This window comes from Candidatus Kuenenia sp., from assembly GCF_027493735.1.
Lineage (GTDB): Bacteria > Planctomycetota > Brocadiia > Brocadiales > Brocadiaceae > Kuenenia > Kuenenia stuttgartiensis_A.
On the sequence record NZ_JAOSKF010000021.1, the window covers coordinates 111776 to 130022 of the forward strand.

General features: G+C 40.1%; 12 protein-coding genes, 1 tRNA gene and 1 pseudogene. 8 read left to right on the forward strand and 6 right to left on the reverse strand.

All coding sequences use genetic code 11. The features are described from left to right. Positions 1–17: 17 nt before the first annotated feature. From M5U24_RS14480 to M5U24_RS14505, 6 genes are all read left to right on the forward strand, one after another. Positions 18–638, forward strand: coding sequence for a Maf family protein (locus M5U24_RS14480; protein WP_261341064.1), 621 nt, complete (start codon positions 18–20; stop codon positions 636–638). After that, the gene (locus M5U24_RS14485) at positions 625–1092 is read left to right on the forward strand and encodes a dual specificity protein phosphatase 23 (RefSeq protein WP_099325917.1); all 468 of its coding nucleotides are present in this window, start codon (positions 625–627) and stop codon (positions 1090–1092) included. Before M5U24_RS14480 ends, M5U24_RS14485 begins: the two co-directional genes overlap by 14 nt. Positions 1093–2575: 1483 nt before the next feature. Next, positions 2576–3913, forward strand: a complete 1338-nt coding sequence (locus tag M5U24_RS14490) for an IS1380-like element ISCku8 family transposase (protein ID WP_099323988.1) — start codon at positions 2576–2578, stop codon at positions 3911–3913. Between the two features lie 352 nt (positions 3914–4265). Further along, positions 4266–7034 carry a pyruvate, phosphate dikinase gene (gene ppdK, locus M5U24_RS14495; protein ID WP_099325918.1) on the forward strand — a complete coding sequence of 923 codons (2769 nt, stop codon included), beginning with the start codon at positions 4266–4268 and terminating at the stop codon, positions 7032–7034. Between the two features lie 236 nt (positions 7035–7270). Further along, positions 7271–8044 (forward strand): DUF3786 domain-containing protein, encoded by a 774-nt coding sequence (locus M5U24_RS14500; protein WP_099325919.1) that lies wholly within the window; start codon positions 7271–7273, stop codon positions 8042–8044. A 553-nt stretch (positions 8045–8597) separates the two neighbouring features. Further along, positions 8598–8674, forward strand: a tRNA-Pro gene (locus M5U24_RS14505). A gap of 1375 nt (positions 8675–10049) precedes the next feature. Here the strand turns inward: M5U24_RS14505 and ltrA are convergent. Then, complete coding sequence (gene ltrA, locus M5U24_RS14510) at positions 10050–10946, reverse strand: group II intron reverse transcriptase/maturase (protein ID WP_099326153.1); 897 nt, start codon at positions 10944–10946, stop codon at positions 10050–10052. A 742-nt stretch (positions 10947–11688) separates the two neighbouring features. Between ltrA and M5U24_RS14515 the strand changes: the two are divergent. Then, positions 11689–11906: pseudogene (locus M5U24_RS14515) on the forward strand (hypothetical protein). Positions 11907–12206: 300 nt separating this feature from the next. On the opposite strand, the gene M5U24_RS14520 reads toward M5U24_RS14515, so the two are convergent. From M5U24_RS14520 to M5U24_RS14540, 5 genes are all read right to left on the reverse strand, one after another. Next, positions 12207–12419, reverse strand: a complete 213-nt coding sequence (locus M5U24_RS14520; RefSeq protein WP_099324413.1) for an enoyl-CoA hydratase-related protein — start codon at positions 12417–12419, stop codon at positions 12207–12209. A gap of 6 nt (positions 12420–12425) precedes the next feature. Further along, on the reverse strand, positions 12426–12635 hold the full coding sequence (locus tag M5U24_RS14525) for a DUF2283 domain-containing protein (RefSeq protein WP_099324412.1): 210 nt from the start codon (positions 12633–12635) through the stop codon (positions 12426–12428). 241 nt (positions 12636–12876) lie between these two features. Continuing rightward, a complete protein-coding gene (locus M5U24_RS14530; RefSeq protein ID WP_099324411.1) occupies positions 12877–14091 on the reverse strand; it encodes an efflux RND transporter periplasmic adaptor subunit in 1215 nt (404 codons plus the stop codon). 30 nt (positions 14092–14121) lie between these two features. Further along, positions 14122–14853, reverse strand: coding sequence for a CBS domain-containing protein (locus M5U24_RS14535; RefSeq protein ID WP_099324410.1), 732 nt, complete (start codon positions 14851–14853; stop codon positions 14122–14124). Positions 14854–14888: 35 nt separating this feature from the next. Continuing rightward, positions 14889–16007, reverse strand: coding sequence for an AI-2E family transporter (locus tag M5U24_RS14540; RefSeq protein WP_099324409.1), 1119 nt, complete (start codon positions 16005–16007; stop codon positions 14889–14891). A 299-nt stretch (positions 16008–16306) separates the two neighbouring features. Here M5U24_RS14540 and M5U24_RS14545 point away from each other — a divergent pair, with 299 nt between their 5' ends. Beyond that, positions 16307–18199 carry an ATP-binding cassette domain-containing protein gene (locus tag M5U24_RS14545; protein ID WP_230408043.1) on the forward strand — a complete coding sequence of 631 codons (1893 nt, stop codon included), beginning with the start codon at positions 16307–16309 and terminating at the stop codon, positions 18197–18199. The last annotated feature ends 48 nt before the right edge of the window (positions 18200–18247 follow it).

Here is an 18247-nt window from a genome sequence, read left to right on the forward strand (position 1 = left end):
CTGATATGCCTTTGTTTATGTGGGTAGAAAGTTCAATACCAGGAGTGATTTTTTCCAGGAAGCGTTTTGTCCTTGCTTCAAATTCACCGCAAAGGATCAAATTGTTAAAATTGATGAGGTTATCTTTTGACGTGGTACCTCACGGAGTCGAAGAAAGCCTTTATAACAAACGATTACCACCGGACGTACTTGTTCAATATCTTGCATCGTTAAAGGCAGGTAGTGTCGCTAAAGGGTTGAAAGACGTGTTTATCATTGGAGCAGATACGGTTGTTTTGCATAACAATGAGGTTTATGGCAAACCAAAAGATGAAGATGATGCGCGAAGAATGCTTTTTTTATTAAATAATTCGGTTCATGAAGTATTTTCCGGACTCTGTATTAAAGAACTGCCGTCTGAAAATGAATATGTAGGTGTTGCACTGACCAAGATAAAAATGAAGAATGTTTCGGTATATGAACTTGAAAGTTACGTGCAATCAGGAGAGCCAATGGGAAAAGCCGGTGCTTATGCTGTCCAGGGAGCGGGCAGAAGGTTTATTGATAGAATAGATGGAAGTTATTCAAATGTTGTTGGTTTACCGCTAGAGTTATTGTATAAAATGCTTAATGATTTTGTAAATAATGAATATTCCTAGAAATTTTAGTTGGTTATTAAAAGGTGAAATTGCTGGTATGGCTAGACCCATATCTGTAGTATCTGATTTTGAATTTCTTAGGGAAAATGGTATTGATGTTATAGTTACTTTGTCAGAGTGGCCACTTCATAAAATATTATTAGAGGAATTTGGTTTTGTCAACAAGCATATCCCCATTGCAGACCTTACCCCACCTACACAAGAACAGATAGAAGAATTTATTTTTTTTGTAAATGAAGCTGTGTCTTCTAGTAAAAAAGTGGTTGTACATTGTGATGCAGGAATTGGGAGGACTGGTACTATGCTGGCATGTTACCTTGTAAATAAAGGATTTAGCGCAATAGATGCTATTGTAGAAGTTCGCAAAAAGAGACCGGGTTCTATTGAGACTGCTGCACAGGAAGAAACTGTATCAAAATACGAGAAAAGACTTTCTAAAAAGATTAAGAAATAGCATGTAGTATCGCATGTTAAGCGAGCAAGAAATATCTTGTATTTTATTGAAGTGATATTAAAAATTAAGTTTTGTCTAATTCTAGGTCGATTACTTTTTTTACTGTAAAAAGTATACTTGTAACAATTTCCTTATCCGCAATCATTCAATTCTCCTTAGGTTTTCCTGCTGTTCCTTTAATACAAATCAAGTAAGCAGCGCAATTTTTTTGCACGTACAGCAGTGCAGTTTAATTTCTACCTTATAAACAGAAAATCTTTCGTAAAAAAGAAAATATATGACTCCATTGATTTTTTTTGTTTTTGGAGAATATGCAAGATTTCAACCTTACAATGGCTTGGAATTACGATAACCATTTTTCAGAAAATGGTTAAAAGTTGGGTAAACTAACAAAGACAGATATGCAAAAAGCTTTTAAATGGACTGCTCTGTTTTACAGATTTTGTGGGGAATTGTTATGGAGAGGCTATTTTATTAAATCTCTCAGAAAAAATATTAGTATTTTAAGCGCACAATACATTGCAGATATCAATGTTGTAAAATCCAATTAAAATCACTGCATTCATTTGCAGAATGTTTTTAGGTTTGTTTTTCGATAACTTGTTTATGCAAAGTAAGTTATTGCAACTAAAGGATTATTTTTCTACCTTGAAATTTTCTTGCCAGTTAAATTTGTTTATGATAGTATTCACGAAAATTTGTGTCTTTTAAATACTAAAATATAATGGCTACACTTTTTATAGAAGAAATAGTTTTATGATTTATGTAGTTTATATTTGTTTTATGCGGTTGTTTTTAAATGAAATATATCCCTATGTTTTGATCTCCGGTAGTTTAATAAATTACGCTGAATAGTTACAAAATATTTATATAGTCAAACAAATAAGGTTTTCGAAAAATTTACACACCCCCGGCCCCTCTTTTTAGAGGGGAGAGAAGAAGTCCCCTCTATCAAGAGGGGATTTAGGGGTGTGTTTGATAATATGCCTAGTCAAATAAATCTGTTTTTTAGAAAGCCATTTTATCGCCAAATCTCTAAAATCATATTTGTTTGGCTATATTAATTACTTGATTTTGATAGAATTTGATTAAAGTTTATACCGTCCAAAATATTTTTAAGCGTTCGGGATTATAAAAGCACTTTCATTGTTTAAAGGAAAACGCTTAAGAACAACATTTCGTTGCTGAAAATAAGTCATCCCAGCGTTTGGTTCTTTTCTTAGAAAATAATATTATTGCTTTAGTTAGTTAGATTTATTGGTATAATTTTTTTCACAAAGATGATGCTCTTGTGATTATGCTATTAAAGAAAATTTGCAAAAAAGGTTGATAGTTTGTTATCAAAATAAGAATAAGATTGTACCTAAATCCTGCAAACAAGGCAAAGCCTTGTTGCAGGAATAGGATTGAAATGGTAGGATTTCCAAGGTATTCGGCGGTATATTGATAACAAAAAACACCTGAAAGGAGATTCACCATTTCGATGAAGAATATAGCAAAAAAATACAGCAAAAGACAACCGAAAATCAAGGCAGAGATGAGCGGGAAAGGCTTAACGGTACATGCAGGGCTTTTACCGGTATTGAATTTTATGGGTAAGCTGATGTTCCGGGAGAGAGTCCATGAAGCGGTCCATAAGGATCGTGGAGCAAATGCCCGGTATCAGTTTGTCGATGCGGTACAAATGGTAGTGATAGGGTTGATAGCAGGGGCGACATCGATGGTAGAGGTGATGAAGGTGTGTACAGATGAGGTATTGAAGAAGATGTCCGGGTGGAAAGAGGTACCTGTAGATACTACGATAGGACGTATTATGAAGCTGGCGAGTCAGGGAGATATAGTGGAACTGACGGGGGTGATCCACCGGTTTAGGGGAAAGATATGGAAGCGTGCGGTGAGATCAGGCCATAAACTCAGGAGTGCTCTTTGCGAAGTATGGATAGATGTTGATTCTACCGTAGATGGTGTATATGGGAAACAGGAGGGTGCAGAGGTAGGATATAATCCGCACAAGAAGGGGCAGAAGGCGTATCATCCCTTAATGGCATTTATTGCAGAAACAAAGGAGGTATTACATAGTTGGTTCCGCTGTGGAAGCGCCTACACGAGTAACGGAGTAGTAGAGTTCATGAAGGAATGTATGGCGTACATGAATAAGGGGGTAAGGGTGGTATTTCGGGGAGACAGCGGTTTTTTTACCGGAGAATTACTTGAATACCTTGAGTCAATATTGGCGGGATATCTGATTAAGGTAAAGCTGAAGAATCTGGAAGGATTGCTTGAAGGGCAGAAATGGAATGAGGTGAAAGGGGAGCCAGGATGGGAACAGGCTGAATTTTGGTATCGATGTGCAGGGTGGGATCGTGCGAGACGTTTTGTGGCAGTGCGGCAATTGGTCAAAAGAGAAAAGAAATTAGTAGAAGTGTCCGTGTATGAGTATTTTTGTTACGTTACAACGGAGCGGTTAAGTCCGATGGAAGCGCATCGTTGTTATGGAAAGAGGGCTACCTGCGAGACTTTGATAGAAGAGAGTAAAGGACAGATGAATGCGGGGCACATACGTACGGGTGAATTTTTGGCCAATGCTGCGCTATTTCAGTGTGCGGTGTTAGCGTATAATCTTTTGAAGTGGATGGGATTGCTCAGTGGTGGAGTGATACAAAAGTGGGAAGTAAAGACGATGAGACTGTGGTTAATCCGTGTGGCAGGGAAACTGGTGGAGAGAAGCCGGCAGATGACATTAAAATTGCCGGAGAAATTTCTCCATCAGGAGGAATGGGAAAAGTGGGAACGCATGTCACTGGATGTAGTTTTTCAGTAGAAAACCGACGTTGTATTTCGTTTTTTTAGTCTTTTGAGAGTGGTAAGTATACCGCAGATGGAGACAGTACATCCCTATCTTGATTTTCATTGCATCAGAGAGCACGTTTCCGACAATTTCCCATGTCTTTTTGTTTAAAGTAGTACAATAGCGCTACCACAATTGCTAAAAAACGGATATCTGTTATCGCTTTTTGCCAATCTTGGTAGTGGAAAATACTGATTTTCGCATTGCGAAAATCGTTTGCAGGATTTAGGTTGTATATTTTGTCTGATTTTTGGTGGTATAATTTGTTAAAAAAGTTGAATTTCTTTTTGTGTTAAGAATATATTCGTTGAAAGGAGCATTCTGAATGGCGCCCAAGTATGTCTATTTCTTTGGAGAGGGTAAGGCTGATGGGAAAGCGGATATGAAGCATCTGCTTGGTGGTAAAGGGGCAAATTTAGCGGAAATGACTAATATTGGCATCCCTGTTCCCCCTGGTTTTACTATCACAACGGAGGTTTGTGATGCATATTATAAGAATAAGCAACAGTATCCCAAGGGACTTGACAAAGAGATAGCGCAAAATCTTTCCATGCTGGAAAAATTGATGGGAGCAAAGTTAGGCGATTCAAATAATCCTCTGTTGGTTTCCGTTCGAAGTGGCGCTGCGGCATCTATGCCGGGAATGATGGATACGGTATTGAATCTTGGTTTAAATCCAGAAACGGTAATGGGGTTGATAAAAAAAACGGGAAATGAGCGTTTTACGTGGGACGCATACCGCAGGTTTATTTCAATGTTTGGTGATGTAGTTATGGGGATTGAACGACATTATTTCGAAGAAATCCTGGACAAATATAAGAAAAAATCACGGGTCAAAAATGATACAGATTTGACAACAGAACAATTGAAAAATATTGTAGAAGAGTATAAGGAAATTTATAAAAAAAATGCGCGTGAACCATTTCCGAATAATCCTGCAGAACAACTTCATAGAGCGATTCAAGCCGTTTTTGCATCATGGAACAATCCTCGCGCAATAAAATACAGACAGCTTTACGAAATTAAGGGGCTTATTGGTACGGCAGTAAATGTTCAGGCGATGGTATTTGGAAATATGGGAGATCATTCTGCCACGGGGGTCTGTTTTACCAGAAATCCCTCAACAGGAGAAAACAAATTTTACGGGGAATTTCTTATTAATGCACAGGGAGAAGATGTTGTTGCGGGTATTCGTACGCCAGAGCCGATTGCAAATCTTGAAAAAGAAATGCCAGCGGTCTATAAACAGCTTTTTAAATATAAGAACATATTAGAGAAGCATTTTAAAGATGTTCAAGATATCGAATTTACTATTCAAGAGAATCGCTTGTTCATGCTGCAAACAAGAAATGGAAAAAGAACTGCTCCGGCAGCAATAAAAATTGCAGTTGATATGGTAAAGGAAAAATTAATAGATAAGAAGACGGCTATTTCCAGAATAGACCCTAATCAACTGGATCAGTTATTGCACCCGACTTTTGATCCTAAGGCAAAAAGAGAAGTAATAGCAGAAGGTCTGCCAGCTTCTCCCGGAGCGGCTACCGGCAGGGTCGTTTTTAGCGCTGAACAAGCAGAAAGATTAGCCGAGAAAAACGAACAGGTAATTTTAGTCAGGAAAGAAACTTCTCCGGAAGATATTGGCGGAATGCATGTTTCTCAAGGAATCCTTACTACCAGCGGCGGTATGACTTCCCACGCTGCTGTGGTTGCGCGAGGAATGGGTAAATGTTGTATCGCTGGTTGTAGTGCTATACATGTGGATTATAAAAAGCAGCTTTTTAAGGTAGATGGCAAGGTGATAAGGGAGGGAACGTTCATTTCATTAGATGGCAGTAGCGGTGAGGTAATGATGGGGAATGTGGCAACTCTTGTACCCAAACTTAGCGATGATTTTGCCACACTCATGACTTGGGCGGATGAGATAAGAAAGTTGAAAGTGAGAACTAACGCAGACACTAAGATAGATGCACGGAAAGCTCGCGAGTTTGGCGCTGAAGGCATCGGACTCTGCAGAACAGAACACATGTTTTTTGGCGAGAATAGAATCGATTTCGTTCGGCAAATGATTCTTTCCGCCCCGGATGTGAAAAATTTGAAAACCAAAATTGCTTATATACAAAAAGAAATAAGTAATGCACAAAACAACAAGATAAATGTTCTCAAAAAAGATTTAGCAAGGGCGCAGAATGAAATTAAATATCCCATGACGGCATATATGTCTGCATTGAAGAAATTGCTTCCTATGCAACGCAGAGACTTTGAACAGATTTTTAAAGAGATGGATGGGCTTCCTGTGACTATCCGTCTTCTGGACCCTCCCCTTCATGAATTTTTGCCTCAAGAGGAAAATAATCAAAGAGAAATAGCAAAGCGGATGAAAATTAGTTTTCAGGAAATACAGGAAAAAGTTTCGGCGCTTCACGAACTAAATCCTATGCTTGGCCATAGAGGATGCAGGCTTGGTATTACCTATCCCGAAATATATGAGATGCAGGTACAGGCAATTATCGAGGCTGCATGTAACATGAAAAAAAAGGGTATCATCATTTATCCGGAAATAATGTTGCCCCTTATTAGTACTGAAAAAGAATTAATTATCTTAAAAGAGTTGATTCAAAAAAATGCAAAAGAAATAATGGAGAAAAAAGGCGTAAAGGTAAATTACCTTATAGGAACAATGATCGAATTACCACGGGCAGCTTTAATAGCAGATAATATTGCCAGACATGCTGAGTTCTTTTCCTTTGGGACGAATGACTTAACGCAGATGACATTTGGTTTTAGCCGTGATGATGTTGGATCTTTCGTTCCGGAGTATATTGATAATGAAATATTAGAGAAGGACCCTTTTCAGGTTTTGGATCAGGAGGGCGTTGGGAAGTTGATTCAAATAGGTATTAATGGAGGGAGAAGCACGAGAAAAGAATTAAAAATTGGAATTTGCGGTGAACACGGGGGAAATCCTCAAACAGTTTCCTTTTGCCATGGGATAGGTATGGATTACGTAAGTTGCTCTCCTTTCAGGGTGCCAATAGCCCGTCTTGCCGCTGCACATGCAGCACTTGAGCAACCTGTATCGCGTGCGACAATTTAATCAGAAAGATTAATTTGGAATATGCTTATGCATTTAACTCCTAACTAAACGAGTCAGAGAATACAAAAATACCCTTCTTAAGGGCACTATTAGGAGTCAAATGCATAAGCATTTTTAGAATAATCGTGACACAGAAGGCATCCTCATTTTAGAAGGATGCCTTTTGTGTTATGATGGAAAAAATACCTGTTAATGCATGAAATCCGGTTCTTTATGTATATATTGAATATAACAGTATGATTGAAATATATAAAAAATTGCCAAAGACAAATTGTGGTGAATGTGGAGATGCAACTTGTACCGCGTTTGCACTTAAAGTAATAAACTCTCAACGTAGAATACAAGATTGTCCATATGTTGCAAACAAAGACAGCAAACTGGCATTAAATAAACCCGTAGCTACCATGGACGATAATTACAGTCGTGTAAGTTATGAATTAGAAGCTGTGGCGAAATGTGTGAATTTTAAGGATGCAAGCGCTGCAATTGGCGGCGGGTATGAGATTAAGGATGGCGAAGAGAGAATAACGCTTAAAATGATAAATAAGCCATATGAGATTCGCAGAAAAGGTTTATATGAAAATGATACATATTGTATTGATTCGTGGTCCAAAATTATCATTTACGATTATGTGCGCAGGCAGGGCCGCAGATCTTTAACCGCTGAATGGGTCACATTGGGATATTTTACAAATACCGCTTCACACGTTAAAGCCTTTCAGCGGAACGCCGAAGAGAAGATTGCCACAAAATTCAATGATAATAAACAAGGATTGATAATTCGATGTAAAGAATTGGGTGGAGTTGCTGCACAAGGGCAAATGAGGGCCGATTATATTTATCAATTTGGTTTGTTGCCAAGGATACCCTTGTATATGTGTTTTTGGGAAGCAGACGATGAATTTTCGGCTAGTTGTAAATTGTTTCTTGATAGTAGTGCAGAAGATTATATCGATATAGAATATCTGGCGTATCTCGTTGAAAGATTTGTGGAAATTTTTGTTCACTAACAAGACAACTTTTTTCCCTACAAGAAGAAAAAGGTAAAATACCCTCTTGTAACAGGTTCGTTTTTTTTAAAAGTCGGGGCAAAGCATTTTCTATAAATTGCCATAAATGTGCGCATACTCAAACAGGCAAATGCTTCGCCTCGACACTATGCGGCAAAACACCGATATTATTGGAGTTTTTCAAAAAACTAAAGTGTTAGTGCGCCAGGCGAAGCTTGTAAAAGCCAGTTGGTTGAAAAGCCAACATGAATGTTATTTTTGGTCGCGCCTTAGTGAATCTGTTTGAAGAGCCGTGTGCAGGAATACTGCATGCACGGTTCTATGTGAGGCGGCGGGAGTAATCCTGCCGTCTACACGACCTCCGCCTTAATTTTTTTTTGCCTTATAAAAAACAAATCAAGCAGTGTCCCTCTGTAAAATAGAGGCAATGCAATGCACCGCACTGCAGCACCGAACAATTTCCCTTCATCTCATGTTCAGAAAAATAACACATCTATTAATGAAGAGATTTAAAGTTGATAATAGATGAAAAATAAGATAGTATTCCCAAAGTCGGGGTGTAGCGCAGCTTGGTAGCGCGCTTGAATGGGGTTCAAGAGGTCGTGGGTTCAAATCCCGCCACCCCGACCAATAATGACAACTACTTACGACTACCATATACTTCCTGAATACTGAAAATTGTATACTTTTTGTATACTTCATTTTTTATTCAGTACTTTATCAAGTATATCAACAGCTTTTATTTTATGACTTGGTGAAAGGTGTGCATAAAATGACTAAAACATAAAATTTAGCCACAGGTTGCACTACCACATATAATCTGAAAATGCAAATCAAGCATTCTTTACCCACGGCAACGTCAAAGTCACCCTACGAAAGACGCGGATCAAGGATTTGTGCCAAAAGCTCCCGTCAATAAGTGGAGAAGAAGATAAAAAACAATAGAATTTTCATATAAATGGGCAAAAATGAGTAAAACAAGCAAAATAGAGCGGGAGTATCCCTGTAGTAATGAAAGAGAGAGAGAAAAAAAATAAAGTGTTTTTTTTGTTCTCTACATGTTACATGCGAAGCATTTGAAGTGAAAGAAAAGGTCTTGCCGCAAAATTTCTGAGCGTCTTTGTTCGCAGCCTATAATGCTGCATTACTAAATGGGTGAAAGTCCCATATCGGAAATTGGTTGTTTGACCGATTAGCTATATCTGACATATTGTAAAGGTAACTTGCAATATGAAAGCTCAGAAGTAAAAGTCCTTGCAAGCGAAGGGCAAACAAGTTTACGGGTCGTACCATAAAGGGAATATTGCAACCTCGTTACGCAGACCACCATAGAACTTGCGAAGTGGCGGCGAAACAGATACTAAACCACTGCAAAGATGGTGAAAGTTAGTATTACTGATGAAGCAACAACCAAAAGCAATCGGTAAATCTGTCGGGGTATGGATGGCGACACGTAAACAAAGTAGTGCAGAGTAAATTAGGGAAAATCTTGCTATCAGCCAATACAAGTCCGTACGGCAAAGACCTGTTAGACGAAGTATAATAAGGTAATGGGAGATAGCGAGCTGGTAGGTTGGAGGCCATTAGCCTCCAACCCCCACTCGTCGCCAGATACTTTGGACAACGTGACAAAGCATCCTTTTTAAACCATACGTCTTTCTCGTAGTTAGCGACCCCGACGTGTTGCTCTATAACAGAGAAAAGTCAAACATCATGCTTTAGCACACGCCTTAAGAAATTCTCTTTCGAATGAGAGTAACCCCATTTTAAAGAATCGGTGAACAGGGAAACGCTTGTTGTCTGTTCTCCATTTTCTTGAGAACTTGAAACATCTCAGTCTCATGCGTACCCAACAGTCTAATGAGCGATATACCTTTTGTACATTGCCCAGCCGAAAATAGTTGACATGCCCACGAATTACGGGGTTTAATGTATCAACGATGGCTTGCAGATTGACGCCCTGTGTACGTCTGGTGATGTCTCTGATGTTGTTCCTTCGGCAGGCTCAGGACAGGCTCTTGAGTTTGTTCAGTGATTTCGTGCTTATACCCTTATACTTGCCCTTGAAATCGTATCCGAGAAACCTGAAACCTCTTTTGAAGTTGGTGAGCTTGGTTTTATCCTCGCTCAGCTTCATTCCAAGTTTCCCTGCAATGATTTCTTTGACATAGCTGAGGGCGGCTGGGAGTTCATCTTTTGTTTTAGTCATGACAACGAAATCATCGGCGTATCGGACAAACTTATATCCAGCCTTTTCAAGTTCCTTGTCGATGATGTTACCGATAAGGTTTGCAAGCAAAGGGGAAATTACACCTCCTTGCGGAGTGCCTTTGTTTGTCTCATGCACGATGCCGTCCTCCATGACCCCTGCCTTGAGCATGTTCTCAATACTGTTCAAAACCCATCCATCAGCGATTTTCTCACGTAAGGAGTCCATAATAAGCTTATGGGGTATGGTGTCATAGAATGCCATTATATCGGCATCAAGGACGCTGGTATACCCTTCCTGCTTATACTGTTCAAGCCGTTTGATAGCATCGTGACAGCATCTGTCAGGGCGAAATCCAAAGCTGTTATCTGAGAATCCTTTCTCAAATATTGGCTCTATGATTTGCCTGAATGCCTGCTGTACAATCCTGTCCTTAACAATGGGAATGCCAAGAGGTCTCTTGTCATGCCTGCCTTTGGGGATGTATACCCGCAGGACAGGCGCAGGGTTGTATATGGCAGTCTTGAGTTCCTGATGGATACTCATGATATTCACATCAAGATTGGACTCAAATTGCTTAATACTTACCCTGTCAAGACCAGCTTTGCCTTTATTCTTCTTTACGTGTTTGAAAGCAGCATAAAGGTTTTTCAGACTAAACACCTTGTCTCTTAATGAATGATACTTAAGCATCTCTCGATATATTCCTTTCGATTGATTACGGATAATAGATTTGTCAATCGTGTTTCCTGGGTACGGATTCTCCCAAACATAGGCAAAACAAGAGAGGCTCTTGTTACTGCTTACCTACGCAAAAGAGTTTCTTTTCTCATTGAACGTATTCAATCTGCCACTTTCATCAATTCCACTACGGTTATGCCCCTTTCATTTCCGATTCACACCGGAAACTATTATGAGCAATGCTGACGACTTCAAAGATAGACTTGTGAGAGAAGCTTGTCTATCACCATCTCATACAGCTCGGACTTCGGAATTTCCTTATACCTTGCTGTTAGGGAATTTTGCCCAAGGCGTAAGTCCTCCCCCGGTCATATGGATTACCCCTTTTCCCTTCGTGATGTATGTTCAAACGCATTAACCAGAGATGGTTTTACTTAATCTGTTTATCCATCTCCAACAAAGGACATTGTCAGTGCTTCGCTGAGAAATGGCAGTTGGCACGGAATAACACGCCACACTCATACACCCCAAAAGGTCGTCTGTACCTCGTAACTCCGTCATACCCCTCACGGGTATATGCTATCTTTCTACGCATACGGATTGCTCCATTGTGTGCGCATAGGCACAAACTTCTCTACGAGGATTAGGCTCGCAGAGGTGGTATTTTCAACCACTCAGGTATTCCATACTTCAAGGCACTCATCCCTCAGGAGCATCAAAATGGAATCCGGTAGAACATCGTCTGTTTAGTTTTATCAGTAAAAATTGGGAGGGTATCCTTTGAGGTCTTATGATGTTATGCTAAGTTTAATTGCTGGCACTACAACAACAGCGGGTCTTCTCGTACAAACCATTCTTAACGAGAAAGAATACCAAAAAGGAATCAAAATCACTGATGACCAAATGAAAGAAATAAACATAAACAAACACAGTGTCTTGCCAGATTGGAATTATACAATTTCACTTAACTAAATTAATAAAAATACCAAATTATTTTTGGACAGTGCCTTAGTTGAGTTAACAAATTGGTACCATCTACAAATATCATAGGTCGTTTTGTCATTTTTTCCTTATGCATAAATTTAAATTTGAAAAGAGTTTTGAAAAAATTTTATTCTTTAACTTTTTTATTCAAACGAAATGACACGTTTCTAATTCTGAAGATATTAAGGATATTTAGGAAAGCAACCAAGTTTTACTCACATTTCATTAAGAGTTTTTTATTAACGAAAATTAAACTTCAATTTAAATAATGCCTCTTTTTTAAAAAAATCATACACCTTTAAACATGGGCTTTCTTTTTTCCAAAAAGGTGTTTATGCCTTCCTGACGATCTTGTGTTGCAAAGCATCGGGCAAAGAGGTTTATTTCTTTCTCAAGCCTTTTCTCTATTTTCTGATTTTCGTTGAGCAGGATTTTTGCCATCTTAACGGCAATGGGGTCTTTTTGTGCTATAGTTATAGCTAATTCTTTAGTTACAGACAATCAATTCTATGTCTTTGAAAGCTCGTAATTAACCGGTAAGAGTTTATCAAGAGTTACATGTTTAGAAGCATCAAGAATTTCAATGCCTACAATTCTGTTATTCTCGCCAATATCCAGGACAATGTCATCGGAGAACCGCCGGTTTATGACATCCTGTTTTTTGTCATCAAATCTGATGTAAAGAAGGTCTGTCTTGTCGTTGTAAATGATGTTCATTTATGCCTCCCACTTTCCATAGAATACATATACGGTAACGGTTACAATCCTATTTTCTTTGATAAGGTAAAACACTTCCACTCTCTTTTGTTCATAATACTTATTGTGACGATTCTGCTTGAAATCATAAACCTTGGCTTTTCCTATCCTTCCGTATTAAGTATAGTGTCCCCGGAATTCGTATAATAAGATTTATAAATTTTCAGATAATTGATGCTTTTAGCTGTACATGGACATATTTTTATTCTTCGGATATTTTTACCCTTCTGCCGTTTTTCATTTTCTTATTCCCGTCTGTTACTATTTTCCAGCCATCTTCTAATCCTGATAATATCTCTATCATAGCATCGTAACACCTTCCTGTGCTTATGACCTTTTCCACTAACCGGTTGTTTTCAACCGTATATACAACATTCTTTCCCATCATTGTCCTGACGGCTGTTACAGGAATTGCCTTTATTGGCTTTCTTTCATCATCCGTTGCGTGTCGTTTTAAAAACGCAACCTTTGCACTCATCTCCGGCATAATGCGGGAATCTTTGTCGGCAAATGCGACTTTTACCAGTATCGAGGCCTTTGTCCTGTCCGCAGTAGGCACAATCATATGCACTTCACCGCGAAGTCTTTCTCCCGGAAAAGCATCCAGTTGGATTTCACATGGATGCCCGGCGCTTACCTGTTCAATATTTGATTCGGATACATCAACCTCCACCATGAGTGAATCGAGGTCGGCAATAGTCACTACCGACGCCCTGGCATTTGCCGCTGCTCCCACAGGAGTGACTATATCGCCAATATCGGCATTTTTCGTTAATACTACCCCATCAAAAGGTGCGCGTAAAAAAGTATAATCAAGTTGCACCTTTGCCTCGCTCACTGCCGCTTTGCCCGAGCGTATTGCGGCCTTCCCTTCTTCAACCTTTGCAATCGCAAGTTTGTATTTTGCATCTGCCGTGTCATATTCAGACGGAGAAACGACTCCCATTTGCAAAAGATTCGTTGTTCTATTGTAAGCAAGCTTCGCCTCAGTAAGTTCTGCTTCAGCCTGCTTCAGCCTGTATCTGGCGGTATTCATATCCGCCTTTGCTCTTTTCAACGCCGCAATTGCGTCCTTGTTTTCCAGGCAGGCAATAACATCTCCTTTTTTTGCCCTGCTGCCTTCTTCTACCGATAAGGATACAAGCGAGCTGGTGATCTTAGACGATATGGCGGATTTTCGCTGGGCGACAACATACCCGCTCGCATTTAAAAGGGTAAACGTCTGAGAGGGGAAAATGGTAGAAATCCCTGATACATGCACACGAATAGCAGGTTGCAGAATGCCGGTTCCATACAATATCCCCAGAACAATAATGATTCCGGCGGCGACAGAGAGATATATTTTCCCCTTTGTTTTGCCGCGCCGAACCAGAAATTTTGATTTATCGATGTGAAGATTTGTCAGATCATTACTCATTGTAGTATGCTATTTTACTGAAATGGTATGCTAGATTAAAAGATCAATAGCTCCATTCGCGACAATTGTTCTCAGGATGTCGCTCCTGGTAATTATGCCCAAAAGATGGTTGTTTTCATCAACAATTGGCATTGACCCAATATGTTCTTCTATCAATATTTTTGCAATTTCCCTCAGCTCAGTGTCAGGCGTTGCTGTAAGAATTCTTGTTTTACAAATGTCCAAAACGGTTTTCTTTTTTGGAAATGTATAAATGTTATCATGGTAAAATCCGGCATCCGTATAATGGGCATCTGCTTCATACCATTTTTGAGCAGGTGTATTGACCGGTTGTTTATCTCCGGATGCTTCGCTCTGCGCCGCCTCACGAAGTAAATCCCTGTCGGAAATAATGCCGGCAACTTTTTTATTCGGTGTGAGAATGGGCAGGTGGCGGAACCTATGTTCCCTGATAATTTCCCATGCTTCATCGAGCCTGGTATCCGGCAGAATTGTAACTACAGGAGAAGACATGATCTGATTTGCATGTAATGAATTTCTCTGGTGTGGGTATTCGGTTTTTTGGTACATAAGCGTTGATGAACTACGGGGTTTTTGTTTTTTATTTTCTCGTTGTTCCCGTTCCTGCAAATTGTCCTTGTTTTCCTCAATTCTTTTATCCTTTGCGGTATGTTGCAGCCTTTCAACCCGGCGAGGTGGCGTTGTAAACATTCCTGCAGTAAGAGGGAATCTTGTTCCCTGGTCGATTATCTGGAATCCCATTTTGCATTTACTCCCTAAACAAAGACCTCATTCCCTTAACTACCCTTAAAGAAATCGGTATTTTTGTATCTCAAAAGCCCTTCATCAATAAGCACCTTCGCCACAGCCACAATGGGAACTGCAAGCAAAAGACCCAAAAATCCCAATATCTGGCTGCATATCAAAATGGACAGTATAATAGCTACAGGGTGCAGTCCGAGTTTTGTTCCAACAATTTTTGGCGTTATTATGGTGCTTTCAAAGAACTGCCCTACGCCAAATACCGCTACGACAAGGATCAAATGGGTGATATCCTGATATTGAATAAACGCGAGTATCAGTGCGGGAACAAGGCCAAGCATTATTCCGATGTAGGGAATAACGTTCCCAAATCCACCCAGCAGGGCTATGAGGTAGGAAAGCGGTACGCCAATAACGGTCAATCCTATTCCATATATTATGGATAATATAATACAAACCGTAATCTGCCCCCTTAGAAATGCCTTCAGGTTTTCATTTATCTTCCCGAAAATCTCAAATATCTTTTCTTTTTTTGAAACCGGAAGCAGGTTCCTGCACTTTATTATAATAACGTCAAAATCTTTCAGGAGATATATGGTCACTACTCCAAAAACCACGATGTTTATTATTATTCCCACCAGACCGAAGGCTCCTTGAAAGATGTTTTTTACTGTTGCAAGGGCAAATTTCATAAGTCCCGGACGTTTCTCCTGCGTTTCTTTTTCACTGCCGTTCTGTATGCCTAGTTGTGTTTTTAAAAATATCGCAATCCCGGTATCCTTATGGTTTTCAATAAACAGTTCCACATTTTCCTGATACTTCGGATACTGTTTTTTTAATACCATGCCAACTCGCTCAATGCCATGCAAGGTTTTTGGTATTGTGTAGGCGGCCGCCCCGCCCGCCATAAACAACATGCCTGTTAAAAGTACCACTATTGCAAGACCCCGCGGCAACCCTTTTTTTAAAAATAAAAATCTTCGTTTTTCAATAATATCGAGTAATGGATCAACAATATAGGCTATCGTAAAAGCCAGAAAGAGTGATATTAAAATGCCTTTTAAATAATAGCACACCAGGAGAAACGCGGCAATTGCGCAAAGCCACAGCAGCGTTCTTATCCACATGTTTTCAAATATTTTTTGTTTTTCCATAAAAGCCTCCTTCTCTGCCGTCCTTCAGGCAGGATTATACCAATAGGGCCAACCAGCGTAATGTTTTCAATCATGTTATACAGTTTATCTCCTAAGTAAAATGTTTTTCTTAGAATTTGGCAGTCTTTGACCGCAACTTTTGGCCGGTTGTTCCCAAACCCTGAATTGACAAAGTCAGAACTAAACAAGCAAGAAAACTGTCCTCAGTCCTCAATCTGCAATCTGCAGACTGCAGATTGAGGACTGCAAAAGGTACCAGTCATGTCTGTTTCATTATTTGATTGCAGGCTGACGGCGCTGTGATAAAATCACATAAAGGGTTGTTTGTTAATACTGTTAAGGTGCAATTTAAAGAAAATAATATTTGGAGAATATCGATGGCGTTGATAAGTTTGCAGGATGTAACGATAGGTTTTGGCTGTCCTTTGTTGATTGAACACGCAAATTTGCAGCTAGAGCGGGGCGAAAAGGCATGTCTCCTTGGCCGCAACGGCGCCGGCAAATCTACCCTGCTAAAACTTATCAATGGTGATCTGATGCCTGATTCCGGAGAAATTGTGCGGCAGAAAGGATTGCGCACGGCATACCTTTCCCAGGAAATTCCAAAAAAAATAAATGGTACGGTATCCGATATACTATCGAACGAGTTCGGAAATCTGCCTTCTTCTGAACGCAAAGGCCGTCATCAAATAAATAAGATAATTTCGCAGATGCAGTTAGATGCTCATGCTGAATTCAATACCCTTTCTTCAGGCCTTAAACGAAAGGTATTGCTTGCCCGAGAACTGGTGTGTGGTCCCGGTATTCTATTGCTGGATGAGCCGACCAATCATCTGGATATCGATGCCGTCTGCTGGCTGGAAGAATTTCTACTGCGTTATGAAGGCACAATGCTTTTTGTTACCCATGACCGTTCGTTTCTAAGGAAACTTTCTACCCGTATTATTGAACTGGACAGAGGAAATCTTTCAAGCTGGTCGTGTAATTACGAAACTTTTTTGACGCGTAAACAGGCTGTTCTGGACGCAGAAGAGAAACAGCACGCACTTTTTGATAAGAAACTTGCACAGGAAGAAGTATGGGTAAGACAAGGAATTAAGGCCAGACGCACTCGTAATGAAGGACGGAAAAGAGAGTTGGAGAAAATGCGGCAGGTTCGAAGCGAGCGCAGGCAAAGAACAGGCTCCGCACTTATACAGACGCAGGAATCAGACCGTTCCGGCGCGGTTGTTATAAAGGTGGAAGGCGCAACTTACGGATATGATAATCGTCTCATTGTGAATAACTTTTCCACAACGATTATGCGGGGAGATAAGGTGGGAATTATCGGACCCAACGGTTCCGGCAAGACGACTCTTTTACGTCTTTTATTAGGGGAATTGACTCTGCAAAAAGGTAATGTTCGCCATGGCACTCAACTGCAAATAGCTTATTTTGACCAACTGCGTGCGCAACTGAATGAAGATAAATCGGTGTTTGAAAACGTTGGTGAGGGAAACGATGTGATCACCTTCAATGGCAAACCACGGCACATCATCGGATATTTGCAAAACTTCCTGTTTTCTCCGGACAGGGCACGGGTCTCAGTCAAAACACTTTCCGGAGGAGAGCGCAACCGTCTCCTTCTGGCGCGTTTGTTCACAAAACCTTCCAATGTCCTGGTAATGGATGAACCCACAAATGACCTTGATGTGGAAACCCTGGAACTTTTAGAGGAATTATTGATGGAGTATCAGGGAACACTTCTTCTCGTCAGCCATGATCGTACCTTTCTTAACAACATAGCAACCAGCACACTCGTTTTTGAAGGGGAAGGACTGATCAATGAATATGTGGGCGGGTATGATGACTGGTTAAGACAACGCACTGTACATGCACAAAACGATTTCCCGGGGAAACAGCTTCCTACAAAGTTAAAAGCGGAGAGTAAACAATCCAAACGAACACGTAAACTCAGTTATAATGAAAAACGCGAACTGGAATCCCTGCCACATCGGATTGAATTGCTGGAAACAGAACAACAGCAGTTAACTCAGACAATGGGCAATCCCGTGTTTTATCAGAAAGGGAAAGAGGAAATAGAAAAAATTAAAGGGAGAGCGTCAGCCCTGGAATACGAACTGGCAGAAGCCTTTCACCGATGGGAGGCGTTGGAAAAATTACGCAGCGAACATGAAACGGTATCATCGTAGTTCACTGCCACGTGTGGGTTCAGGTTACAAAACCTGAACCCGCGCGGG